The organism is Methanofollis liminatans DSM 4140, assembly GCF_000275865.1.
GTDB classification, from domain to species: Archaea; Halobacteriota; Methanomicrobia; order Methanomicrobiales; family Methanofollaceae; genus Methanofollis; species Methanofollis liminatans.
In genome coordinates this window covers 1,996,645-2,020,812 of sequence record NZ_CM001555.1, presented here as the reverse complement: position 1 = coordinate 2,020,812, position 24,168 = coordinate 1,996,645, and the positions used below count along the sequence as shown (strand labels likewise).

The following is a 24,168-nucleotide window of genomic DNA, read 5'->3' as shown; positions in this document are numbered from 1 at the left end:
GGAGGAATCGAAAAATGACCTTCAAAAAAGCGGGAAGGCTGGCCCTCTCAGATGGGCGCCTTCAGGTGGAGATCGACGACCTCGGCCGGTTCGCCTTCAACGAGACGATGCTTGTCGGCGAGGACGGCGAGCGGCACGGCTACGCCCTGGCGAGCGCCTCGGGGCGGGCGGTGAACTTTCACATGGCCGACCGTCTCTATACGGTCGTGCGGGCGCAGTTCCTGCGGATGGTCGCAGGCGAGATCGCAAAAGCGGCAGTTTTCGAGGTGGCGTGAATGTTTGGACGCACAAACGCCACCACGGCCCATGAAGAGCAGGGAGTGTTTGACCTCCCCGCTCATCATTCTTTTGTTATCGTCCCCTCGCCCTACGAGACCGGCCCGGCGGCCGCCGTGGTGCCCCGCCCGGACTACAACGCCGGGTGCCGGACGCTCGCCCAGGTGCACGGCGCCGGGCGGGTGCCGCGGTGCCCGCTCTGCGGGGCGGTCCTCTCCTACGGCTCTACCGACCGGGTGGAGGGTGCGGACTACTACGAGTGCCCGGTGGACGGGGAGCGGATCAAGTGGGAGTGGTGAGGATGGCCGGGACGACGATCACAGAGATCCAGGAGCGGCGGGCGGTCCTCGCCGGCCGCTGCCCCCGGTGCGATGCGGTCGGAAACGTCTGTATGATCAGGCGGGGGGCGGTCCGGTGCGGGCAGTGCGGCGCCGAGTTCGATTTCAAGAGGTGGCGGCGGTGACGCCCTCCCCCACCATTTACGACACCATGACCCCGGCCGGGGACCGTGAGCGGCTCTCTGCCCTGGAGCGGCGGGCCGAGGCCTGCGAGCGGGAGGCGGCGGCCTGCCGGCACGAGGCGGCCCGGATCCGCCGGCACTATGAGCGGATGGTGGCGGTCTTCGGGCTGGAGGCCTGCGCCGCCCATGCCCGGCGGGGAACCGAGATCATCGAGGTGCCCTGATGGCGTCGGTCTACGAGCAGGTGCGGGAGAGGATCCTCTCCTCTCTTGCATCCGGCACGGTGCCGTGGCGGCAGACCTGGCAGGGGATGACCCCCTGCAACGTCCTCACGGGCCGGCCGTACCGGGGGATCAACCGGATCCTCCTGGCCGGGTCGCCCTGGTGGGGGACCTATAACCAGGTGCGGCAGATGGGCGGCTATGTGCGGCGGGGGGAGCGGGCCGCGGGGATGGTGGTCTTCTGGTCGATGGAGGAGTGCCGCCGGGAGGTGAACGACCAGGGCGACGAGGTGCTCGTGCGGGGCCTGCGGGATCGGCCCCTGGTGCGGTGCTACAAGGTCTTCCATATCGGACAGTGCGAGGGCGTGACGGTGCCCGAGGGGCGGGAGGTGCGGCCGATTGCGTCGTGTGAGGGGATCCTCAGGCAGAACGAGCCCCGGGTCCTCCCGGGGGAGCCGGCCTATGCGCCGGGGCGGGATGTGATCCTGATGCCGCCGGCGGGGCGGTTCACCTCGGCGGAGGCCTATTATGCGACGCTCTTTCATGAACTCACCCACTGGAGCGGGGCGGCGCACCGGCTGAACCGGGAGGGGATCACGGAGGCGGTGCGGTTCGGGAGCGAGCGGTATTCCCGGGAGGAGTTGACGGCGGAGATGGGGGCGGCGTTTCTGTGTGCGATGTGCGGGATCGATACGCCGCCGCTCCAGGAGAACACGGCGGCCTATATCGCCGGGTGGCTCGGGCATATCCGGAAGGGGTCGGCGGCCGATGTGGTGCGGGCGGCGACGGATGCGCAGCGGGCGGCGGATTTTCTGACCGGGGGATTCGTCCCGGCCTCTTCTTCTTCGACGCTGGCGCTGTGCTCACCATGACCGGGCCCGGGGGGCCCGGTGATGCTCTACCCACCACCCACCCCCGCCGGCGGTCCATGCTTGCTCGCAGGCTCGCGGCGCATCGACCGCCTTTGCCCGCCAGGGTTACTATCGTGATTGCTGCCCGGGAGGGAGGAGGCAGCGAGGGCCGGGCGGGCGTCAAGATACGCGGCCCTCCACCGAAGAGGGAGGTGGTACGACGCGAAGAATGAGCGAGCACGACCGGCCGGCGATGTGCTCGATCGTTCGCCTGAAGGCGCGCATAAAATTAACGTCATTGGAGCGAGATCACGATCAGGGTCGTGAGGGGTAAGAGGGCTAATTTTTGAAAAGAATTGAGAATTTCCTTTATTTTGGCGATTCGCCCCCCCGGCGTTTACTATTATCTTTAAATTCCTGGCGAAAAACATATTTTCCCTTCTTATACTCTCACTTTCATCCCGGCACCGACTGTCCCTCATGCCCGAGGTGTCTGCGGATCCGCGGCCCCTGGAATTGAAGCAGGCGAAACCCTGCCTACGATCCTGAGGGGATGAGGTCAGGCATCGATCCGGTACCCGCCTTCTGGAACCAGCATCTCAAACCTCGCCCCTTCCCCATACACCCCGGTCTCAGCGATGGCAATCCCGGTGATCCCGAGGATCTCGCGTGCAAGGAAGAGGCCAAGGCCGGTGTTCTTCCCAAACCCACGTTCAAAGATCCGCCCCTTTTGATCATCAGGGACACCGGGGCCGTCATCCTCCCAGGTGATCATGAGGGCGGATCCGCTCTTTGAACACCTGATCTGCACGCCGGTTGCCCCTTCGGCATGGCGGATGGTGTTGTCCATCAGGTTCGAAAAGACCTTCTCTATCATCGGGTCAGCATAGATTGAGATGCCGCGGCATTCATGCCTGATTGGAAGGCGGGGATCATCGCTCTCTTCAATCAGGCCGCCCAGGGAGAGCCAGGTGGGTTCCTTTAGGCCCAGTTGCTCATACTCGCGGGTGAACTCGATCTGCCGCTGGATGGCTGCCGCCGCCCTGCCCACATACCCACAAAACTCTGAGAGTGCCGGGTCTTTATCCACATCCTTTGCAAGATCGAGGTATCCCTGGATTACCATGATCTGGTTCAGGATATCGTGGCGGGTGATCCCTGAGAGGAGCTGGAGTTTCTTGTTTGCCTTATTGAGGGCGCCTTCAGCTTTTTTATGCTCGGATATATCGTCCAGGATGATCCGGGCGCCGGTTATCGTTCCCTGATAGAGAATGGGTGAGAAGTGTACGCGATAATAGGCTGCTTTTCCCCACTTAGTACAGTATTCTCCCTCAATGGCAGGGATGGGCCTGCCGGAATCCATGGTTTTTCGAAGCATTTCTGCAAACCCGATCCGGACCAGAGAGGGGAAGGTCAGGAGGTTGATCCTGCGGGTCTCCTCCTCCCCTGGCGATCCGAGGATCTCAAGCCCACGCTGGTTGACGTAGGTGATACGCCCCTCGGTGTCGCAGGTGAGGATGCCGATCGGGGCATTTTCCGCCAGGTCACGGTACTGTTCCTCGCTCTCCCGCAACCCCGCCTCCATCATTTTAAGGCTGGTGATATCAGTAAGCATGCCCTGAATGCCGACGACGCGACCCTCCCTGAGTATCGGGCGGGCAGCCGTCTTCACCCAGACAGATCCGCCATCTGCTTTGAGAAAGCGATATTCGGTCGGCTCGTTGCTGCCGGAGAGGATTGACCTGAACTGCAGAATTCGCCCGGCTCTGTCTTCCGGGTGAACGAAGTCGATGTAAGGCCTCCCGATCACCTTGGAGGCGGGATAGCCGCCAATCGATTCGATATTTCGGGAGATATACGTGATAGTGGCATTTTCGTCCAGGACGTAGAATATTTCGTTGAGATTTTCCACGAGGTTTCTGAACTTTTCTTCGCTCTTTCGGAGCGCCTCCTCCTTCTGTATCCTCCCGGTGATATCCTCGAAGATCGTGGCAAACTGGTTTTTCCTGGGAGAATAAACCGATATTCTGAAGTGTTTGTCAAGCGGGGGGAAATAGGTCTCAAAGGAATCAGGTATGCCAGTCTGTGCAACCCGGGCATACCTCTGAAGATATGGGGGTTCATCTGTTCCGTAGGCATCCCTGCTCAGTTTCCCGATAATGGACTGCCGATCGATCCCCAGGATCCGTTCAAGAGAAGGGTTCGCCGCCAGGATCCTGTAGTCTTCGGGTTCTTCTCCCTCCAGCACGACGAGTTCGTGGAGAGCCATCCCTTCGTCCATGCTCTCGAAGAGCTGCCGAAACTGCTCCTCCGACTCCCTGATCTCCTGCTGGGCCACGGCAAGATCATCTCGTTGCTGGCGGATCTCCTCTTCAACCTGCCGTCTGGCAACAGCGTACCGGATCTTATCGGAAAGCTCAGCAAACTGGGGCTTTGGATTGCCCCCTTTCTGGAGATAGAAGTCGGCGCCACTGTTGAGTGCCTCGGCCACCACATCCTCACGGCCTTTTCCGGTGAAGATGATGAAGGGTATTGTATTGCCATGCTGCCTGAGGTGCTGGAGGAACTGGATCCCGTCCATCCCCGGCATCTGGTAGTCCGAGATGATGGCGTCAAATGATGCTTCGGAGAGGAGCCGGATCGCATCTGGTGCACTCTCGCAGGTGGAGACCACAAAATCTCCGCTCCGCTGCAGGAAGAGTTTTCCGATCTCAAGGAGGGCAGGCTCGTCGTCGACATAGAGGACTGACAATGATGGCGGGGGAGAGCCGGTGCCGTTCATATATGAATGTCTCAGCAAAACGGAATAATAGTATCTGGCGATAAGAATCAGATGTTTTGAGGGTGTCAAAATATTGAGCTGCTTTTTCTAAAACCCGGCCAGAACGGCCGCTCATTAAAGAAGCACCTATGACCTTTCGCAGTTTTCACCTCTCCAGCCAACCCTGGCGATGATCCCGCGAACACCTCCATTCCCTCTATCAGAACGTCCGGTCAAAGGGCCAGAGTCTGGCCTGCCAGAGGAGCGCCGCGGCAACGCCTTTTATGCCTGGTGGCGGGTTTACCGGCATGGCGAGGACTTCGGGCCAGAGCGCCCTGATGATCCCGTGCTGGATCAGGGGGTGCCGCGATCCCCGGCACCGCCCCTCCACCGAGAATCCGGCGGCGATCAGTTCCCTGGAGTTCCAGGGAACGAGCACCTCCTGGACGATGTCCCACTCCAGCTGGCTCATCCCCTGCCGTCGCGCCATCCGCTGCTCCTGGTAGAAGAGGTCGAGGATATGGATCCCCGAACGGGCAGATACCTCCTGTGCCTCAGCAAGCCAGCGGTCGAAGTGCTCGATCGTCATTTCGTTGTTCTTCATCGGCCCTATATCTGCCAGATCTGCGAGCAGTTCCCCGGTGCACGCCTGGTCCCATCCCTGCCTGTACCGGCATTTGAGCATACCGCTGCCGTTGCCCTTGATGCAGACCCTCTCCTTCGGGTAGTGGTCGTACATCCCGCGGGCGATCGCCCCCCAGCCCTCATGCGCCCCCCAGACATTTTTCCTGTAGATCTCAGCAAACCCCGCATCCATCGAGTCCGGACAGAGGATCAGGTGGTGCTCCAGCCCGAGCCCGGTGATCAAATCCCTGGCAACCTGTATGTCCGGCGTTTTTACGGTTTTGTTGTAATAGATCATCGTGAAATAGAAGATCTCCGGGCTGACCGTTTTGCATGCGCTGAGAGCGGTCCTCGAGTCCCAGCCTGCGGTGACGGTGTGTGCCAGGTCGAACCGTTTTGCGGCGCTTTCCATCATGCCATGCAGGACGGTTGCGCACTTCTTGACGCACTCTTCGGTGCGGATCCGCTCCAATCGTCGGTCAGGCCAGAACCGATGCACGCTGCGCCTCTTCAGGTCCAGGTAGCGATTCGGCAGCAGGTGTTTTATGCCGTTGTACGGGGAAAGATCGCCCGGCCACCAGTATTCGAGGGCCTCGCCGTATTCGGGTGCCCCGACAAGTCGCTCCATCACCTCAGGGTCGGGGTCCAGGCCCAGCTCTTCGGCAATCGTGCCGGGCTGGGAGGCGCACCAGAGGTCGGGGAGGGCATCGGTCGTATGGACGACCTGCCTGAGCCCCATCGGATCGTTCAGAAGCCAGGTCTCGTCAGGATCGGCATAGATGAGGGCCCATCTCCCGCCGAGCGTCGCGGTGCCCTGGAAGATGTCGGTCGGCCGGACGATCTCCTCCAGGATACCCTGCAGAATGGCGGCGTCATCCTGATCAGGGTGATAGGGATCGAGCAGGTATCCGAGAAGGAGAAGTTTCCGGTTCCCGCTCTCTGCCACCGTGACCGGCAGGTCGGGGTGGGCCGTCAGGCAGAGGCCATCGGCCACGGCATGCCTCTTCCAGGTCCCGTGCCTCTCTACAAAGCGGGGGCCGAGGATGAACTGGCGCCGATACAGGAGTCTGGTATATTCCGATTCGGTAAAAGACATGGCAGATCACCGGACGGCTTTTCCGCGCCGATCAGGATCGGCCGGGCCATCTGTGCCGACATATCCTGTTGATAATATATAATATTATTTATCTGATTATCGCCTGCCTACCTGCAATATCTGGCTCAACGGGGACTCCTTCTGCAGAAACTCTGTGAGAAACAGAGCAAACTCCAGACTCCAGCACGCCTCGCCTTCGAGCACTGTCCACTCCTCCTCCATCGCCCGCTTCACGTGCTTGCCCAGGCCGACACCGAGCGCCTCGGGCGACGCCAGCAGGGCGGCCGCACCGGTGTAGCGCCGCTCCACCTCGACGACATAGCGGCCGTCCTCGATGTACGGGCCGGAGAAACGCTCTCTCTTCCGCCACTTCCCGGCGAACTTCTCGGCGTTCTCCCGGCTCCAGAGCGGCGGGCCGATATGCCGGACGACCGCGGGCATCCGGTCGGAGAAGAGCTCGAAGAGGAGCATGCACCGCTCCTCGCCCATCGCCTCTTCAGCCCGGTTCACCGGGAACCCCGAGCGTTCGAGCAGGGCACGCACACCTTCGAGGCTCCGCCTCAGCTGGGGAACGACGACGTCAGGGATAAACGGCGGCGTCGCAAAGGTGATGGCGTAGAGGCAGGTTCCCCGCCCGGCCACGAGAGCGGCAAACGCTTCCTGCGTGAGGGGCTCTCTTGCCGGCCTGAAGAAGAAGAGATCCGAGGGTGTGTCGAGATAGCCGCGGCAAAGTTCCACGAAGGAGAACATCTGTGATAGGGAGACCGAGGCCGCGACGTTTCTCTTCGGATCTACCGGGTCGATGACGACCATCGGCTCCTCGAAGGTCTTTGCGGCGTGCCCCTCGATATCGATGAAAAGCCCGGGTTTCCAGCGAGCGGCCGCCCGGAGAAGGGGCAGGAACCCGCCGTAGTGCAGGATCAGGAGTTCGCAGAGGTAGCCTGCAAACCCCTCGGTCATCTGGTCTGAGCCGTACACCCCGCCTGCTTTGGCAAACTGTTTGAGGAGCAGGACATCGTCGACGAAAGGGGCAATCCGCTCCCTGATATACCGGGTGTGGAAGGGCGTCCGGTCGACTGCGCTCCTGATCTCGGCCCCGCTTGCCACCCGGTAGCAGGGCACCAGATCGACGTCGAGTCCCTGGATCGTGGCGTTGATGTACGGGTGCTCGGCGTATTTCTCCCGCCACTCATCCCCGAAACGTCGTGCGATATCCCTGGCAAGCGCAAGCCCCTGCTCTTCGAGTTGTTCTCTCGTCAGGACCGGGTCGTAGAGCATGAAGATGTCGAGATCGCGGTCCCCCCGCACCCACGTCCTGCGTGCCACCGAACCGACGAGCATCGCCTCGGCGCGGCCCGAGGCGTTCACCGCATCGATGATCTCGTGGGCAACTCCCTGGATCTCCTCCTGCTCGGCGGCCTGCGGTCTGATCTGGTCGAGCACCGCCTCCTCCCTCTCACTCCGCGCCAAGGGGCACCTCCAGCAGGGTCTCATAGATCGGGCCCTGCGGTGTCAGGGTGGACTTCTTGAGGGCGATCCGGTCGATCGTGCAGGTTCCGGCCTCCATGCCGGCGATCGCTGCGATTGTTCCGGACAGCGAGGGATCGAACTCCTTCACCCGTGCAAGGGTGACATGGGCGGTGAAACTGCGCCTCTCCGGCTCGAACCCCAGGGGGGAGAGGGCCTCCTCCACCGCCCCGGCGAGTCGTGCCGTTCTGCCGCCGTCCCTCACCTCGAACCAGACGACCCGTGGGCGCCGGAGGTTGTTCCCCGACACCCCGACGAGCGTGAGATCGTAGATGCTTCCTCTGATATTGAGGAGCGCTGTTTTCACGCGCTCAAGGTTTTCCGGTTCAACATCGCCGAGAAACTTGAGAGTGATGTGCGCAAGGGCGGGGTCCACCAGATTCAGCCGACCACCGACGGTGCGCAACCTTTCCTGCGCACGTCCAAGCCCTTCCTTGACGGCGTCAGAGAGTTCGATCGCGACAAAAGCCCTCACCATATCTGCATGGTATCGCCGCCAGAGTTAAAATCATCATCGCAAAAGCACAACCTTCATGCGTTCTCACATGCAAGGTGTTGCATTCTGTCCGGGAAGAATCCATATGGGATCATCCCGATAGTTATGGGCTGATATCGGCATCGAGCCGAGGATGGCGGGAGAGTATCCATGGCTGAAGACCTGCGTTTTATCATATATACCCTTGAATTCTGCCCGAACTGCGAACTCCTGAAGGCCTGCCTCACGGCAAAGGGCCACTCCTATGAGGAGCAGGACATGTCCACCGCGGAGAACCTGACCGAGCTGCGGGTGAACGGCGTCTTTGTGAACGAGGCGCCGGTCCTGCGTCTGGGAGACGACTTCTACACCTCCGCCGACCTCTTTGCGGGCGGCCGCGTGCGGGAAGACGTTATCGACGGTATTGCAGCGGGTGAGTGACCGTGGACCGGCAGACGAAGCAGGCGACCCTTGACGGCGTCTTCGTTCCCCCCATGCCGAAGGTCCGCTCGTCCGAGGGGCATATCTTCGACTGGGACCGTTCCAGGATCGTCGCCCAGATCGTGAAGGAGACCCGGCTTGTCGAGGAGTTTTACGGGTATGTAGGGGCGACCCATGAGCAGGCCGAAGAGATCGCCCGGACGGTCGAGGACCGGATCAGAAAACTGGGTCTGCGCGCCCTCTCCGGTCCCCTGATCAGGGAGATCGTGAACATAACCCTCCTTGAGCAGGGGATGGTGCAGTATAGAAATGTCTGCACCCGCGTCGGCACCCCGGTCTTCGACGCCCACCTCATCGACGTTGGCCGGGGGTTCGAAGCGCACGACAACGCCAACCTGCAGGAAAACGCCGAGACCTCGCATAAGAAGAAGGCCGACAAGATCTCCAAGGAGCAGTACCTCCTCCAGCTCCCGCCCGAGCTCGCCGACCGCCACCTTGCCGGCGACCTCCATATCCACGACCTCGAATACTTCGGATCCAGACCGTTTTGTCAAGATTGGGACCTCCGCTACTTCTTCTATTACGGCCTGATGCCCGACGGCAACGGCACGAAGGCGAGCGTGGCCGGTCCGGCGAAACGCGCCGAGGTCGCCGTCCTTCACGCCGTCAAGGCCCTCGGGAGCGCCCAGACGAACTTTGCCGGCGGGCAGGGCTACTACAACTTCCTCACCTTCATGGCCCCGTATTTCGAAGGGCTGGCCTATGACGAGATCAAGCAGCTGATGCAGATGTTCGTCTACGAGATGACCCAGATGATGGTCGCCCGCGGCGGGCAGCTGGTCTTCTCCTCGGTCCAGCTCTCCCCGGGCGTCCCTTCCCTCTGGAAAGAGAAACCCTGCGTCTACAAGGGCAAGGTCTGGGACGGCACGCAGGCGCCGAAACGGACCTATGGGGAGTTCGAACGGGAGGTCCGCCTCCTCTTCAAGGCAATGATGGAGGTGATGCTCGAAGGGGACTCCTGGGGCAAGCCCTTCTCCTTCCCCAAGCCCGAAGTCTCTATCGAGCCCGACTTCATGGACGAGGACGAAGAGTTCAACCGGGATCACCCCGACCTTCCCACCTACCGCGACCTCTATCTCCTCACCTTCGAACTGGCAAGCAAGTTCGGCACCCCTTATTACGACAACCAGCTCCCATCGTACCGCGGGGCCGGAAACGGGATCTCGTGCTATCAATGTTGCGCGTATCAGTTTTCCGCTACCTTCGATAAAGACTCTGAATTTGAAGAAAAACTCTTTTTCAGGGACGGAAAGCACTTCTCTATGGGTTCATGGCAGGTCGTCTCGATCAACTGTCCACGCGCCGCCTTCAGGGCCGAAGGGGACGATCAGCGGCTCTTTGCCGAACTGAAGGCCCTTATGGACGTCGCCGTCGAGGTCTTCACGATCAAACGACGCTGGATGGAGACGATCCGGACGAACGGCCGGATGCCCTTTGCGATGCAGCGTCCGAAAGACCCGAACACCGGCGAGCGCGGGCAGGTGGCCGTCGACCTCACCGGCCTCGTCTACACGATCGGCGTCGTCGGCGTGAACGAGATGGTCCAGCACCACACGGGCAGCCAGCTCCATGAATCGAAGGCGGCGTTCCGTATGGCGGTTCGGGCGATGACCGAACTGGAACTCTACGCCCGTGAGATCTCGCAGCGGACCGGGATGACCATCGCCCTCGCCCGCACCCCTGCCGAGACGACAGGGCAGCGTTTCGCCGTCGCCGACATGATCGAAGAGCAGTTCAGGACGGCCGCCCTCACGGTGATGAAAGGCGATGTCGAGACTGCGGTGGCCGAATGCGGGACCACCCGGGACCTCCCGGTCTATTATACGAACGGCACCCATGTGGCGCCCGGCGCTCCGGTCCCGCTCACAAAACGGATGGAGATCGAGCACGTCTTCTTCCCGATCGTCGACGGCGGCAACATCTTCCATATCTGGCTCGGCGAGGCCCGCCCCGACCCTCGCGGCCTGATGGACATGGCGATGAATCTCTGCAAGAAGACCCAGATCGGCTACTTCGCCTTCACCCGGGACCTCACCGTCTCCCTGAAACGGTATAAGGAGTACCACGGCAGCCGCAAGGTGCCCGGGCAGCTGGAGGTCGACGCCCCGACAGAGGCCTGAACCATGGGTGACGGCCGCATCCTCGCCATCGATATCGGTCGGGGGACGCAGGACGTCCTCGTCTACGATCCCGCACAGCCGATCGAGAACTCAACAAAACTCGTCCTCCCCTCCCCGACAGTCGTCGTGGGCCGGGCAATCAGAGGGGCGGCGACTGCGGGAAGGCCGGTGCACCTCGAAGGCCCCTGCATGGGCGGCGGAGGGAGCGTCGCCGCGGTCAGGGAGGCGCTCGCCGCCGGTCTCAGGGTGACGGCGACGCCCTCTGCGGCGCTGACGATCCATGACAACCCGGAGCGCGTCCGGGCGCTTGGTGTCGTCATAACGGAGGAAGCACCCGATGGCGCTGCCGTGGTGCGGACCGCCGACTATATGGAGAGTGAACTGCGGACGGCCCTCTCCCTCTTCGGTGTCGAGTATCCCGGGCAGGTGGCGATCGCCGTGCAGGACCACGGCTTCTCCCCCCACATTTCTAACCGCGTCCACCGCTTTTCTGTCTTCACCTCACTCCTTGAGGCCGGGGACTGGGACCTCTTTGCCCTCGCCCCGGATCCCCCGCACCCCTCCATGAGCCGGATGCAGGCGGTGCTGGCGGCAGCGCCGGGCGCTCTCGTCACCGACACCGGCCCGGCGGCGGCGATCGGCGCCCTCCTCGATCCATGGGTGGCTGACCGTTTCGAGGACGGCATCACCCTGGTCAACGCCGGAAACGGCCATACCCTCTGCTTCACCCTCAGGGGCAGCCAGGTCTGCGGGATCTTCGAACACCACACCGCCGCTCTGGACACAGAGAGACTGACCGGCTATATCAGAAAACTTCAGGAGGGGAGGCTGACGAATGCGGAGGTCTTCGACGACGGGGGTCACGGTGCGGCGGTGCGGGAGGCGGTCGGCAAGACGCCGGTGGCGGTCACCGGCCCGAACCGGCAGCATCTCCTGCCGGGCGCATGGCAGGCCGCCCCCTCTGGCGACATGATGCTGACCGGCTGTTTCGGGCTCATCGAGATCTGGAAGAGGAGAAACGCCGGTTTAGTGTAATAAATGAGTTCTGTTTTTATCCTGGTGGGCCAAAAGCCCTTCATTTTATATAGTATCGGCTTTTATTATTTTTCATATCACGTCTGGTGTCCTTGATTATGATTTCTTTAGATAAGCCGAGAATTCTCATCGTCGAGGACGACGCCATTCTGTCAGCCCTCACAAAAACCATGCTCATCCGCATGGGATATGAGGTGGTCGGAACTGTCTCGACCGTCAGGGAAGCGCTCGGTTCGGTAGTGGAGAAGATTCCCGATCTTGTGCTGATGGACATCAACCTCGGCACAACATTCGACGGCATCGACGCGGCGAACTATATCTATCACTGCTTTAATACGCCAGTCGTGTTTCTGACCGGGACGGCTGAACCTGACGTTCTCGATCGGGCAAAGACGGCGGAGCCGTTCGGTTACGTCACCAAACCGTTCACCAGGGAAGGGCTGTGTGCGGCGATCGAGATTGCATACAGTTCGTTCCAGATGAATAAACCCGAGATCGATCGGATCAGGAAGAAATTTCTGGAAACGATCGCCGGAGACGACGCCTATTTTCTCATCGACGAGAAGGGCACGATCATATTCATGAATGGGTATGCCGGGCACATGACCGGGTTCTCCTATGAAGAGGCCTTTCTCGCCGGCCTCGGCGATGTGCTCGTGATGAAGGACCGGCAGTCCGAGATCAGGTTTTCAAAGCAGACTCTGATCAGGGATATCGGGACGGCAGGTATCCTGAACCAGATCTATGTGGTGCGGGCCGTGTCCAGGAACCGCAAGGTTAAAACCGCGAAACTGAGTGTGAAACCGATCAAGGACCGTTCAGAACAGGTGATCGGGTACATCGTCAGACTGGAAGAGGTTCAGGGAAAGATGCTGTGAACCGCCGGTCATGCCGGTGGCCTGGTGTTTCCTCCGGCGATGCCCAGGTATTTGAAGAGCGCCGGGGCACCCCCTGATACCCAGAGTCCGAGGACCGCCGCTCTCAGGTACTCGATGCTCCATCCGGCCGCCGCCAGGCCTCCGTCAGGGACGAGCCCCGTAGCCGCGTAGATGAGGGCCGCGATTGCCATGCCGATGGCGTATCGCCCCAACTTTGCACTGACGCTCCCTTCTGCCGAGAACCTCCCCCCAGTCCATACTGCCCCGAGGCCGATGCCGAGGAGTGTGCCTGCCGACGAGAGCAGGGTGGACGGATCGTACGGGTCAATCGCCCTCGTTGCCGGGAGGCCGGAGGCGGCGACGGCGGTCTCGGTCCAGGAGAGCGGGATATCGCCCCCGTTTACGATAAGGGCGATTCCTATGGCGGCAAGGAGCAATGACGCGGTGGTGACGCCTGCCGCCTGCACCGCCGGGCTGAGCGCTAGAATCCCGGGAGAGAGGCGGCGGTCTGCCGCTGTGAAGAGAAGAAGCACTACGATCCCGATGGTCCATCCGGCGAGGACGTCGACGGGAAAGTGGACGCCGAGAATGAGCCTTGACAGCCCGGTGAGGATGATGAACGCCGTTGCAACCGCCCAGAACCAGCGTTTATGGATCCATACGGCCGCAGCCCCGAAGAAACACACGGCGTTCTGTGCATGGCCCGAGGGCAATGAGAAGGTCTGGTGGGTGGAGAATGCCTGCACCTCTGTGCTCACCCAGTACGGCCGCGGTGTATGAAAGAACACCTTCAGTATGGCGTTGATGCAGCCAGAGAGCGAGACGATCACGCCAAGCCGCAGCCCAAACCGCGGGCTTACACACCACCAGATCGCCGGAAGGACCGCAAAGAAAAAAACGGCTGTCCCGGTGAAGGAGACGGCGTTCATCAGGGGGGCGAGCCAGCCGAGATGCGTCTGCAGGACCACAACGGTGCCGGGATCCGGGGTGAGATAGTCCATGGCTATAGGGGTGTTCGGGCCCGGGGGAGATAGCGCTTGCCCACCCCCGCCAGTGCAGCTGGCCTATCACCGGATCGAGAGGCCGCCGTCAACGACGATCGTCTGCCCGGTGACATAGGAGGCGGCGTCAGAGCAGAGCCAGAGCACCGCCGCCGCCACCTCCCCGGGACGGCCGAACCGCCCTGCCGGCACCTCTGCGACGAAGCGGCGCTTCGCCTCTTCGATCGTGAACCCGGGGATGTCCTGCCATGCGACGTCGAGGCCTTCGGTCTGGATGATCCCGGGGCAGACAGCGTTGACCCTGATGCCGTTTGCCGAGAACTCGAGGGCGGCCGAGCGCGTCAGGGCGAGGCTTCCGGCCTTCGTCGCCGCGTATATCGACGCCCCGGCAGAGCCGGTGAGCCCGGCGACCGCGGAGATGTTCACGATTGCTCCACCGCCCTGCCGCACCATTGCCGGGATCTCGTGTTTCATGCAGAGGAACACTCCCAGCAGGTTCGTTGCCACAGTCCGGTCGAAGTCGTCGCCGGCCTGCATCGGGAGGTAGCGGATTGCGCCGCTCGTTCCGGCACAGTTGAAGGCGTAATCGATCCGGCCGAACTGATCTGCCGCCCCGGCGACGAAGCCCTCGACTTCGGCCTCGCGGCTGACGTCGGTCCTGATCCAGACCGCCTCTCCACCGGCCTCCCTGATCTCCTGTTCAGTCTTGCGCCCGGCCTCCTCGCCTCTGCTCCCCAGCACGACCTTCGCACCGTGGGTGGCGAAGGCCCGCGCCGCTGCGCCCCCGATGCCGGAGCTTCCACCAGTGATCAGGGCGACCCGGTTTTTGAACTCATCATACATGGCACACCCTTGATTGCGCCTCCCATATAAGGGATGGGCTTTGTGTCACGCCCCCTTCAGGGTGATGGAAAAAGAATTCTTATTGTCAAAGGGCTGACTGCAGGGGTGCCAGCGGATAGGTGCGGAAGGAGCATGTCATGGCTGTAAGCGCTTCCACGGTCCACGCGTGCTCCGTGCTCCCCATGCACCCGGCTGCGAGGAGGGCGGCGATGAAGAGATGAATATGCTGCCCTTTCATGGAAGAGAGAGTCCATTTTGCCGGCATTAAGCGTGTCGTTCTCTCCCCTGTCCCGCCACGGGAATAGATATTTCTCCCTCTTCGCCGAGAATGAATGGATGTTTCCGGGCTGACCGTGCCCGGCGACGGCAGGAAGACCCATGACGCACTACAGGTTTGCCGACCGCATGATCCATGCGCCCGCATCGTTCATCGACGAACTCTTCAGGGTGTCTGGCGAGCCCGGCGTGATCTCGTTCGCCGGCGGACTCCCCGACGCCGCCCTCATCGATGTGGAGGGGATCGCCCGCGCCGTCGCGGCGGTGATGGAGGAAGAAGGGCGCTGTGCCCTCCAGTACTCGACGACCGACGGCTACCGTCCGCTACGGGAGTACATCGCCGCCCGTTACCGCCGGCGCCTCGGGATCCCCGCGGAGGCCGACGATATCCAGATCGTCAACGGTTCGCAGCAGTGCCTCGACCTGATGGCGAAGATCTTTCTCAACCCTGGCGACGTCGTCGGCATGGAGCGTCCAGGCTACCTCGGGGCCATCGAGGCCTTCTCCCTGTACGAGCCCGAGATCTGCACCGTCCCGCTCGATGAGGAGGGGCCCGATCTGCAGGCGTTCGCGGCGATGGTCCGCGACCGCGCCCCGAAGTTCTTCTACGGCATCCCGAACTCGCAGAACCCGTCCGGGATCACCTATCCCGAGGCCGCCCGGCGAGAGATCGCCCGCCTTCTCGATGGCACCGGGACACTTTTTTACGAGGACGACGCCTTCGGCGATCTTTTCTTCGACGGGAGGCCACGGGAGCCGGTGAAAAAATATCTCCCCGAGGGTGCGGTACTCTCGGGCTCGTTTTCGAAGATTGTCGCCCCCGGAATGCGGATTGGTTGGATCCTGGCACCTCAGCCGGTGCTACGGCAGTTCAACGCCGCAAAGCAAGCGGCCGACCTCCACTCCAACTTCTTCTGCCAGGTTGTCCTCCACCGTTACCTTTCAGGCACCGATCTCGATGCCCATGTGCGGCGAGTCGCCGGGATATACGGCGAGCGCTGCCGGACGATGTGTGACATCATCGACGACCTCCTCCCTCCCGGCACCGCCCGCACGACGCCGGAGGGGGGGATGTTCCTGATGGTCTTCCTGCCTCCCGGCGTCTCCTCGATGGACGTCTTCCGTGAAGGCGTCCGCCAGGGGGTTGCGGTCCTGCCCGGCGTCCCCTTCTATGCGGGCGGCGGCGGGGAAGAGACGATCAGGCTGAACTTCTCGAACGCAGATGAAACAAGCATCGCCGAAGGAATGGAGCGGCTCGCCCGCGTCGTCCGCGGCCTGGCGTGAGGGTTTTCCCGGCCCCTCCCACTCTCCAGTGGTGCCGGAGCTCTTTTATCTCCCGGCGTGTCATGGAGTGCCGGGGCCGCATTGTGCGGCCTATGGGGGGATGAGTGATGGAGGAGAAGAGAGGAGCGTATGTCAGGGAGCGGATCGCCTGCACGATTCTGGAACGGGCGAAACTATCCCTGATGAACCCGGCCCTGATCGAGGCGAAGGTGGAGGAGCGGACGATCGACGAAACGGCGAAACCGCTGATCCGGCTCGCCCTCGAAGAGGGGATCGAGACAGCATGGGATAGGTACGAACAGCAGCAGCCGCCGTGCCGCTACTGCGCCTCAGGGCTCTCGTGTAACCGGTGCGCCATGGGGCCGTGCCGGATCATCCCGGAACGCCAGCGTTTCCGCGGGGTCTGCGGGGCCGACGCCGACCTGGTCGTCGCCAGGAACCTGCTGGACATGATCGCCACGGGCGCGGCGGCGCACTCAGATCACGGCCGCGAGATCGTCGAGACCCTGTATAAGGCCGCCCGGGGCGAGGCCGTGGGGTATGGAATCACCGATCCCGAAAAACTCCGGCGGATTGCTGAAGAGTACCGCATCGAGACCGGCGATCGGGACGACAGCGCCGTTGCCGGCGACGTCGCCCTTGCCATGCTCGAAGAGTTCGGGACGGTGAAAAATGCGATCCAGTTTGTGCAGCGGGCGCCGCCGCAGACCCTGGACCTCTGGGAGGCGGCCGGGATCACGCCCAGGAGCGTGGACCGCGAGATCGTGGAGGCGATGCACCGCGTCCATATGGGCGTGGGGGCGGACTACGCCAACGTCCTCCTGCAGGGGCTGCGTGCCTCCCTGGGCGACGGGTGGGGCGGATCCCTGATGGCGACCGAAACCTCGGACATCCTCTTCGGGACGCCGCAGGTGAATATGTCACGGGTAAACCTCGCCGTGCTGAAGGACGACCGGGTGAACATCGCCCTCCACGGCCACAACCCTGTGCTCTCCGAGATGATCGTGCGGGCGGCGGCCGAGCCCGCGATGCTTGAACTCGCCGAAGAGGCCGGGTCCGCAGGGATAAACCTGGTCGGGCTCTGCTGCACGGGAAACGAACTCCTGATGCGCAAAGGGATCCCGCAGGCCGGCAACCATCTCAACCAGGAGCTGATCATCGCGACGGGCGCCCTGGAGGTGATGATCGTCGATTACCAGTGCATATTCCCGTCCCTGCCCAGGACGGCGAGCTGTTTCCACACCCACATCGTCTCCACAAGCCCGAAGTCGAAGGTGCCTGGCTCGCTCTACTATCCCTTTTACCCGGAATCGGCGCTCGAGACGGCGCGGGAGATCGTCAGCCTGGCGATCGCGAACTTCCCGAACCGCGACCCCGGGAAGGTGCTCATCCCGGGCGAACCGGTGGAGGCGATGACCGGGTTCTCGGTGGAGGCGATCGGCCATCTCTTCGGCGGGTTCAAACCGGTCATCGACGCGATCGCGGAGGGCTCCATCCTGGGCGCCGCCGGGGTCGTCGGCTGCAACAACCCGAAGGTGCGCCAGGACGAGGGGCACGTCACCCTCACGAAGGAGCTGATCCGGCGTGGGATCCTGGTGGTCGAGACCGGGTGCGCTGCCATCGCCTCCGGGAAGGCCGGTCTCCTCCGTCCTGAAGCGGCCGACCTCGCCGCCCCCGGCCTTGCGAATGTCTGCCGGACGTTCGGGATCCCGCCGGTGCTCCACATGGGCTCGTGCGTGGACTGCTCCAGGATCCTGGTGCTTGCCGCAGGGCTGGGGCGCGAACTCGGCGTGGGCATCCACCAGCTCCCGATCGCCGGCGCCGCTCCTGAGTGGTACTCCCAGAAAGCGGTTTCCATCGGTTCGTATTTCGTGGCCTCGGGCGTCTTTACCGTCCTCGGGGTGATGCCGAAGATCGCGGGGAGCGGGAACGTCGCCGATCTCCTCACCAGAGGGCTCAACGGCCTCGTCCATGCCTCGTTTGCGGTCGAGCCCGATCCGGTGCGGGCGGCCGATCTGATCGAGGCGCATATCAGGAAAAAGCGCAACGGGCTCGGGATCTAAGATGGCGGAAAAGTCCGAAGTCAGGCGGGCGGCCGGCGCCTTTAAAGGACGGACGCAGGCCGGAGCCGCGGGGCTGCGGGTGGTGATCGCCGGAAAAGGCGGTGTGGGCAAGACCACGATCGCTGCCCTGCTCGCCCGAACCCTTCTCCGGGAGGGGCGCCGCGTCCTCGCCGTCGACGCCGATCCGCAGGAAAACCTCGCCTATGCCCTCGGCCTTCCGCCGGGGGATCGGATCGTCCCGCTTGCCGAGAACGCCGGTTACATCGAGGAGAAGGTCGGGGCGCGGCCCGGCGGGTGGGGCGGGCTTCTGACCCTCAACCCCGATACCGGGGACGCCGTCGAGCGTTTCGGGATCCGGTTTCCTGACGGCCTTGTCCTCCTGGTGATGGGGACGGTCGGCCGCGCCGGGAGCGGTTGTCTCTGCCCGGAGAACGCCCTTCTGCAGGGGGTGGTCAGATCGGTCGCCCTCGGTGCGGAGGATGCGGTGGTCCTGGACACCCAGGCCGGGGTCGAGCACTTCGGCCGCGCCCTTGCCGGCGGCTTTTCCGATGCGGTCGTGGTCGCCGACCCCTCATACAACGCCGTCGCCGTCGCCCTCCATGCGGCGTCCCTTTCCACTGACCTCGGGATCCCGGCCGTACACCTCGTTGTAAACCGCGTGCGGGACGAGCGGGACAGGATCCGCGCCGGCGATCTGATCGGAGACCCCGGCCGGTTCGCCTCGGTCACCTATCTCCCGCACGACGGGGCCGTTGTCAGGACCGAGCCCGACGTCACCCCGCTCCTCGATCAGGAGACCCCCTTCTCCACCGGCGTGCGTGCGCTTGCCCGTCTTCTCCTGCCGCCGGCGCCGTGAACGGGTGAGGAACCGCCCGACCCCCTCCTTCCCGCCCCGCCGCATCTGGATGTGAGCTGTTGCGTGGCAGCGCTCGCAGAGGGCGACGAGGTTTGCGGGGTCGTCGTGGGTGGCGTCGCCATTGATATGGTGAACGTGGAGGTGCTCGCCGCTGCTGCAGACAGCGCACCGGCCGCCTTCACGGTCGAGGATCCGGTCGCGCAGGCGTTTCCATGCGCCGAGGGCGTACTTCTCCTTCGCCGTGATCCTGACCGAAAACCGGGTGCAGAAGAGGCTCCCGCCGCCGCGCGAGATGTGCGGGCAGCGGATGCAGAGGGCGGCAAAACCGTTGAGGGCATGGTTCCCCCTGCAGAGGGGCGGGCCCTCGGGGTCGAAGGCTGCGAGGGGGAGCTGGACTGAGGGTGTCATGGGCTTTTGATCAGATCACCGGAGGTTGGCCGCAGTCCTGCATAAGGGTTGGTATGGAGGCCGGACGCGGACCGGTCTGATATTTCTCCCCTGAAGCCGAACCAGTTCCGATGTTCTATGCGACGGACTGACAGGGAGATAACGGATCGGGCCTGGATGGAGGAGGTCCTGAACGATGCGGTCTACGCCACCTTTGCCCTCTGCGACGGGAATGAGCCCTATGCGGTGCCGCTTAATTTTGCCTATCGCGACGGGGCCCTGTATGTCCATTCAGCCTGTGAGGGCAGGAAGGTGGATGTCATCAGGAAAAATTCGTCGGTCGGGTTCAGTGCAGTACTCGGTGCGGAGTTCACCTCCGCCGAAGCGCCGTGCGCCTGGGACATGCGCTACCGCAGCGTGAACGGAGTGGGGACCGCAGAAGCCGTCGAGGACCTTGCGGAAAAAGCATGGGCCCTGAACCTGATCATGGCGAAGTACTCCGGAAGGGGCGACCACGTCTTCACGGAGAAGCAACTTGCCGCCGTCGCCGTATTCAGGATCAGGGTCCGTAATCTGGCCGGGAAGCGGGGAATGGACTGAACCGCTCCGACCACCCTTTTTTCTCCGCATTCTTTATCCCCTCCCTGTCCCAATCTGGTTCCCGACCATGCTCGATCTCCTCGCCCTCATCCTCACGGTCGCCGGTCTCTGCCTCTTCGAGACGATCAGCTCCATCGACAACGCCATCATCAACGCCGAGGTGCTCGGGACGATGGGGGAGCGGGCGCGCCGGTGGTTCCTGGTCTGGGGTCTCCTCTTTGCGGTCTTCGTGGTGCGGGGCATTCTGCCCTGGTTGATCGTCTGGGCGACGACCCCGGCGCTCGGGCCGGTGGGGGCGCTCACCGCCACCTTCTCAAACGACCCGGCGGTCATCGCGGCGATCGAGGAGTCGGCGCCGGTGCTGCTCATCGGCGGCGGGACCTTCCTCGTCTTTCTCTTCCTGCACTGGCTCTTCCTTGAGCCCAAGCAGTTCGGGCTGAAGGGTGAGCGTTATTTTGCGGAGAAAGGAGTCTGGTTCTATGCAGCGGTCTCGATCGTTCTCGCCCTGATCGTCTGGTTTGCCCTCGGCATGCGGCCTCTCATGGCGTTCGGCGCCGTTATGGGTTCCACTGCGTTTTTCATCGTCCAGGGCTTCAGGATGAACGCCGACGTAAAAGAGCAGCAGCTCAAGGAGCAGCACCTCTCAGATGTCAGCAAGATCTTCTACCTGGAGGTGATCGACGCCACCTTCTCCATCGACGGCGTCCTCGGCGCCTTCGCCTTCACCCTCTCGGTGCCGCTGATCATCCTGGGCAACGGCCTCGGGGCGATCGTCGTGCGCCAGATCACCGTCGGTAATATCGAGCGGATCAAGCACTATGTCTATCTCAAGAACGGGGCGATGTATTCCATCCTCTGTCTGGGCACGATCATGCTCCTCGACTCCTTCGGCTTTCACATTCCTTCGTGGCTCTCGCCGGTGATCACCTTCGGGATCGTCGGGTATTTCCTGTACAAATCGGTGAGGTTTGCGCGCTATATGGAGCGGCGCCACGGGGCATGAGGTCGGGTACCGCTAAACGGGGGGCCGGTGTGCGTTGTCGCAGACGCCCGAAGGGTCCGCACCTATACCCGATGCCATGTATACCGCTTCCGCGAAGCCGGAAGGATCGGCTGATCCGAAGAGGATCTTACGGCCGTCGGCGAGACAGAACCGAACACCCAGATTGCCCGCGACGTTATAGGCCTTTCCGCCCGCGCCCCACCGAATCCCCCATCCTCCATAGGTCGAGAGGGGGCTGTACGAGACCGGCGCATAGGCCGACATCTCATTCCATCCGATTCGGCGGTATCTGAGGTGGAACGGAAAAAAACGGTAGTGCAGCCCGTCGCCCCTTACTTCGACCTGGAGGGCGAGCACGACGAAGAAAAGGGGAAAGGCGGTCCCGAATACGAGGGCGATCAGGACAACCATCCAGTCCGGACCAGGGTTTGCTCCGAAAGGCATTCCGAGGACCACCTGCTGCACCGCCCCCAACCATGAGATGAGGGCGATGGCAAGGAGGAGCAGCCAGAGCCATATCTGTCTGAAGTGCTGCCGCTCCCTGAACAGGACACGTTCAGTCACAGAACTCGTTCTCCAGCATTGCCGAGACGATATGTGGCGGAAGCGTCGTCCGCTCGCTGATCGCGGCCTCAGACATTCCCTCGGCTGCAAGACGTGCGACCACTGCCGGCATTGGCTCGGCCGCCTCGACCAGGTGGCCGTCAGGGTCAAAGAACCGGATCGCGCGCTGGGCCCAGGGCTGCTCCTGCAGGGGATGGAGGAGGCGGACGCCGGCTTCTGCGACCCGCCTGGCCAGCGCTTCGATCTCCGTCGTCTCGAAATAGACCTCCATCGGCGGGGCCGACGCCTCGCCCTGCGGCATCTTCCCGGCGTACAGCAGGCCGTTCACATAGGTGCGTTCCCAGAGGGCAAGCCCGCCGATAAACCCGACATTCACGCCGAGGTCCATATCCATCTCCTGTCCGAGCAGATCGACATAGAAGGCCTTGGAGCGTTCGATATTGTTGACGAAGAGAACCGTGCTCCTGAAGGTGATGTCCATGAGAATTGAACTCTGCACCCGGGAGATAAAAGATATCCGGTTGAGTCTGGTGTCAGAATTGTTGAAAAAGGGAAGGGCTCAGAAGCCCTCGTCGTCCTGAACGAGCTGGACATCGGCGATGTCGTGCTGGCGTCCGGCGAGTTTCTTTGCCTTGAAGATGTTCTTTCCTTCCTTGCCGATGGCAAGGCCGCGGTCCTCGGGCTTTACGTCCACGATCGCCACTTTCTCGCCGTCCTCGTTCTCCTCAAACGAGATCGAAAGGACCTGAGCCGGGAGGAAGCAGTTCTTCAGAAACTGTTCGGGGTCGGCGGAGTACTCGACGACCTCGATCCTCTTCCCGAAGGTGTCCGACGCCTTCTTGATGGTGGCGCCCTTCTTCCCGATTGCAAGACCCATATCGCCAGGATTGATCACAAAGATGATACGGTCGTTCCGCTCGTCGACGACGCAGTCGCGGCTTCCCGCGCCGGTCAGGTTCTCGAACTGGGAGATCAGCCGCATGCAGTCTTCTGTTAGCTTAATCTCTACCATCTAGGCCCTCTTGATGCTGAGGATGTCTGACTCGCCGGCCTCAACGATGGCGAGTGCACTGACGACATGCGGCCTTCCGCACGCTTTCCCGAGCTGCTTGCCCGAATCCTCATAGACATAGGTCGAGACGTCTTCACGGGCCATCATGGCTTCTTTGAATGCTGCGGGACAATTCCGGGCGATTACCACAAGCTGGGCCTTTCCGGCGTTGACACATTCTTCGGTTGAGTTCTGTCCAAGGAAGACCTTTCCGGTTTTTATGGCTCTTCTCAAAGACTCGTTAAAGTCCATATCAATTCTCCTGGTTTATGGGTTTGGCGATCAACTTGATATCCCCAGTTCCCATCTGGATCGGCTGACCGACAATGACGTTCTCGGTCACGCCGTTGAGGATATCGGTTTCATTTGCAACCGCCGCGTCGAGGAGGTGGTTCACCGTCACCTCGAATGCGGCACGGGAAAGCACGCTCTCCTTCTCGCCTGCAATCCCGTGCCGTCCGATCTGCTTGACCTCGCCGTCCATGCACATCATGTCGGCAATGAGCATGATGTGACGCACATCAACTGAGATACCCTGCTCGCCAAGGGTGCTCTTCATCTCATCGATGATGGCATTCCTCGCCGCCTCGATCCCAAGGATCTGAGAGATCTCGTTGATGTTGTTCGTGCGGGTCCGGGTGGTGTCGACACCCTCGATCTCGAACACGTCCTTAATGTTGGAGCCTTCAGTATAAAGTATATACTCTCCTCCCTCTTTCCGGACAACGACACGCTCAATGTCGTCGATACCCTGTACGATCACATTGCGTACATGTTCGGCCAGCTGGAAGAGGTTCTGATAACTCTCATTTTTGGGTGTGAAGACGATCGTTCCGTCTGCAGGGTTCCCCTCAGACTCGAAGTCGCGGTAGTGGCGGCGGTCCCGGATCTTCTGTGGCGCCCGCTCCATGATCTCGGCCATCGAGATCTTCCTCTTATCGCAGACCTGCGGGTTCAGGCGCATCTCGACCTTCATGTTCGCCATGTCGGTGACGATGTCTCCAAACTCGTGGAGGGGGGCCGCTTCGATCTGCCAGGAGACTTCACGGGCCTTATCCCGGTCGATGGCATATTCTACATCGAGATGGATGGTCATCGTCGGGGTCGAGGGCTCCTTGCGGGCGTCCATGATCTCGATCAGACGGGGCAGACCGAGGGTGACGTTGATCTCGGCCACACCGGCGTAGTGGAAGGTACGCATCGTCATCTGCGTGCCTGGTTCCCCGAGGGACTGGGCGGCGATGACTCCGCATGCCTCACAGGGTTCAATCCTGGTCTGGGCATACTCCGCCCAGACACCTTTCATGATCGCCTCGAACGCTTCGCTGCTGATCTGCCTGCCTTCGAGGCTCTCGATCAGTTCGTTCTTTGTCGCCTCGGGAAGATCGGCCGCATGGATGGTATCCAGCATCGAT

The 24,168-nt window shown here is 62.2% G+C and carries 26 protein-coding genes and 1 pseudogene; 14 read left to right on the top strand and 13 right to left on the bottom strand.

What is annotated here, in order from left to right; translation table 11 throughout:
* Positions 1-14: 14 nt before the first annotated feature.
* From METLI_RS09940 to METLI_RS09925, 5 genes are read left to right on the top strand one after another with little or no spacing between them, the layout of a single operon-like run.
* Positions 15-275, top strand: a complete 261-nt coding sequence (locus METLI_RS09940; RefSeq protein WP_004040018.1) for a hypothetical protein — start codon at positions 15-17, stop codon at positions 273-275.
* The gene (locus METLI_RS09935; protein WP_004040016.1) at positions 276-575 is read left to right on the top strand and encodes a hypothetical protein; all 300 of its coding nucleotides are present in this window, start codon (positions 276-278) and stop codon (positions 573-575) included.
* On the top strand, positions 563-739 hold the full coding sequence (locus METLI_RS13215) for a hypothetical protein (protein ID WP_157203259.1): 177 nt from the start codon (positions 563-565) through the stop codon (positions 737-739). The genes METLI_RS09935 and METLI_RS13215 overlap by 13 nt, the downstream gene beginning before the upstream one ends.
* On the top strand, positions 736-960 hold the full coding sequence (locus METLI_RS09930; RefSeq protein ID WP_004040011.1) for a hypothetical protein: 225 nt from the start codon (positions 736-738) through the stop codon (positions 958-960). Before METLI_RS13215 ends, METLI_RS09930 begins: the two co-directional genes overlap by 4 nt.
* Positions 960-1,829, top strand: coding sequence for an ArdC family protein (locus METLI_RS09925; RefSeq protein WP_004040009.1), 870 nt, complete (start codon positions 960-962; stop codon positions 1,827-1,829). The genes METLI_RS09930 and METLI_RS09925 overlap by 1 nt, the downstream gene beginning before the upstream one ends.
* Positions 1,830-2,367: 538 nt before the next feature.
* Here the strand turns inward: METLI_RS09925 and METLI_RS12505 are convergent.
* The 4 genes from METLI_RS12505 to thpR form a co-directional block, all read right to left on the bottom strand.
* Positions 2,368-4,560, bottom strand: a complete 2,193-nt coding sequence (locus METLI_RS12505; protein ID WP_052311191.1) for a PAS domain S-box protein — start codon at positions 4,558-4,560, stop codon at positions 2,368-2,370.
* A 229-nt stretch (positions 4,561-4,789) separates the two neighbouring features.
* A complete protein-coding gene (locus METLI_RS09915; RefSeq protein WP_004040005.1) occupies positions 4,790-6,289 on the bottom strand; it encodes a hypothetical protein in 1,500 nt (499 codons plus the stop codon).
* 96 nt (positions 6,290-6,385) lie between these two features.
* Complete coding sequence (gene cca / locus METLI_RS09910; RefSeq protein ID WP_004040003.1) at positions 6,386-7,783, bottom strand: CCA tRNA nucleotidyltransferase; 1,398 nt, start codon at positions 7,781-7,783, stop codon at positions 6,386-6,388.
* Positions 7,746-8,294: an RNA 2',3'-cyclic phosphodiesterase gene (gene thpR, locus METLI_RS09905; RefSeq protein ID WP_004040001.1), complete on the bottom strand. Its 549-nt coding sequence runs from the start codon at positions 8,292-8,294 to the stop codon at positions 7,746-7,748. Before thpR ends, cca begins: the two co-directional genes overlap by 38 nt.
* Before the next feature lie 168 nt (positions 8,295-8,462).
* Between thpR and METLI_RS09900 the strand changes: the two genes are divergently transcribed.
* The 4 genes from METLI_RS09900 to METLI_RS09885 all read left to right on the top strand — a co-directional run bounded on the left by METLI_RS09900 (position 8,463) and on the right by METLI_RS09885 (position 12,825).
* Complete coding sequence (locus METLI_RS09900; protein ID WP_004039999.1) at positions 8,463-8,732, top strand: glutaredoxin family protein; 270 nt, start codon at positions 8,463-8,465, stop codon at positions 8,730-8,732.
* A gap of 53 nt (positions 8,733-8,785) precedes the next feature.
* Complete coding sequence (gene nrdD, locus METLI_RS09895) at positions 8,786-10,912, top strand: anaerobic ribonucleoside-triphosphate reductase (RefSeq protein WP_083838700.1); 2,127 nt, start codon at positions 8,786-8,788, stop codon at positions 10,910-10,912.
* A 3-nt stretch (positions 10,913-10,915) separates the two neighbouring features.
* Positions 10,916-11,947, top strand: a complete 1,032-nt coding sequence (locus METLI_RS09890) for a DUF1786 domain-containing protein (protein ID WP_004039994.1) — start codon at positions 10,916-10,918, stop codon at positions 11,945-11,947.
* 98 nt (positions 11,948-12,045) lie between these two features.
* Positions 12,046-12,825 (top strand): response regulator, encoded by a 780-nt coding sequence (locus METLI_RS09885; protein ID WP_004039993.1) that lies wholly within the window; start codon positions 12,046-12,048, stop codon positions 12,823-12,825.
* Between the two features lie 8 nt (positions 12,826-12,833).
* Here the strand turns inward: METLI_RS09885 and METLI_RS09880 are convergent, their stop codons facing one another.
* From METLI_RS09880 to METLI_RS13210, 3 genes are all read right to left on the bottom strand, one after another.
* Positions 12,834-13,826 carry a phosphatase PAP2 family protein gene (locus METLI_RS09880; RefSeq protein WP_004039992.1) on the bottom strand — a complete coding sequence of 331 codons (993 nt, stop codon included), beginning with the start codon at positions 13,824-13,826 and terminating at the stop codon, positions 12,834-12,836.
* A 66-nt stretch (positions 13,827-13,892) separates the two neighbouring features.
* A complete protein-coding gene (locus METLI_RS09875; protein ID WP_004039990.1) occupies positions 13,893-14,669 on the bottom strand; it encodes a glucose 1-dehydrogenase in 777 nt (258 codons plus the stop codon).
* Between the two features lie 85 nt (positions 14,670-14,754).
* Complete coding sequence (locus tag METLI_RS13210) at positions 14,755-14,907, bottom strand: hypothetical protein (RefSeq protein ID WP_004039988.1); 153 nt, start codon at positions 14,905-14,907, stop codon at positions 14,755-14,757.
* Between the two features lie 140 nt (positions 14,908-15,047).
* Between METLI_RS13210 and METLI_RS09870 the strand changes: the two genes are divergently transcribed.
* The 3 genes from METLI_RS09870 (at position 15,048) to METLI_RS09860 (ending at position 19,148) form a co-directional block, all read left to right on the top strand.
* The gene (locus tag METLI_RS09870) at positions 15,048-16,229 is read left to right on the top strand and encodes an aminotransferase-like domain-containing protein (RefSeq protein ID WP_004039987.1); all 1,182 of its coding nucleotides are present in this window, start codon (positions 15,048-15,050) and stop codon (positions 16,227-16,229) included.
* Between the two features lie 107 nt (positions 16,230-16,336).
* On the top strand, positions 16,337-18,292 hold the full coding sequence (gene cooS, locus METLI_RS09865; protein ID WP_004039985.1) for an anaerobic carbon-monoxide dehydrogenase catalytic subunit: 1,956 nt from the start codon (positions 16,337-16,339) through the stop codon (positions 18,290-18,292).
* 1 nt (position 18,293) lies between these two features.
* Positions 18,294-19,148 (top strand): ATP-binding protein, encoded by an 855-nt coding sequence (locus METLI_RS09860; protein WP_004039983.1) that lies wholly within the window; start codon positions 18,294-18,296, stop codon positions 19,146-19,148.
* Positions 19,149-19,253: 105 nt separating this feature from the next.
* Here the strand turns inward: METLI_RS09860 and METLI_RS13630 are convergent.
* Positions 19,254-19,556, bottom strand: a pseudogene (locus METLI_RS13630) (HNH endonuclease); the annotation flags it as partial.
* Between the two features lie 117 nt (positions 19,557-19,673).
* On the opposite strand from METLI_RS13630, the gene METLI_RS09850 reads away from it, so the two are divergent.
* Both METLI_RS09850 and METLI_RS09845 read left to right on the top strand, forming a co-directional pair.
* Positions 19,674-20,135, top strand: coding sequence for a pyridoxamine 5'-phosphate oxidase family protein (locus tag METLI_RS09850; protein ID WP_004039981.1), 462 nt, complete (start codon positions 19,674-19,676; stop codon positions 20,133-20,135).
* 67 nt (positions 20,136-20,202) lie between these two features.
* Entirely contained in the window at positions 20,203-21,138 is a 936-nt protein-coding gene (locus METLI_RS09845; protein WP_004039979.1) for a DUF475 domain-containing protein, read from the top strand.
* A gap of 12 nt (positions 21,139-21,150) precedes the next feature.
* On the opposite strand, the gene METLI_RS09840 is transcribed toward METLI_RS09845, so the two are convergent.
* The 5 genes from METLI_RS09840 to rpoA2 form a co-directional block, all read right to left on the bottom strand.
* Positions 21,151-21,702: a DUF6141 family protein gene (locus tag METLI_RS09840; RefSeq protein WP_004039977.1), complete on the bottom strand. Its 552-nt coding sequence runs from the start codon at positions 21,700-21,702 to the stop codon at positions 21,151-21,153.
* Positions 21,695-22,183, bottom strand: a complete 489-nt coding sequence (locus METLI_RS09835; RefSeq protein WP_004039976.1) for a VOC family protein — start codon at positions 22,181-22,183, stop codon at positions 21,695-21,697. The genes METLI_RS09840 and METLI_RS09835 overlap by 8 nt, the downstream gene beginning before the upstream one ends.
* 78 nt (positions 22,184-22,261) lie before the next feature.
* A complete protein-coding gene (locus METLI_RS09830) occupies positions 22,262-22,714 on the bottom strand; it encodes a NusA-like transcription termination signal-binding factor (protein WP_004039975.1) in 453 nt (150 codons plus the stop codon).
* Positions 22,715-23,005: a 50S ribosomal protein L30e gene (locus tag METLI_RS09825; RefSeq protein WP_004039974.1), complete on the bottom strand. Its 291-nt coding sequence runs from the start codon at positions 23,003-23,005 to the stop codon at positions 22,715-22,717. It lies immediately after the preceding gene.
* A 1-nt stretch (position 23,006) separates the two neighbouring features.
* Positions 23,007-24,164 (bottom strand): DNA-directed RNA polymerase subunit A'', encoded by a 1,158-nt coding sequence (gene rpoA2, locus METLI_RS09820; RefSeq protein ID WP_449405379.1) that lies wholly within the window; start codon positions 24,162-24,164, stop codon positions 23,007-23,009.
* Between the last annotated feature and the right edge of the window lie 4 nt (positions 24,165-24,168).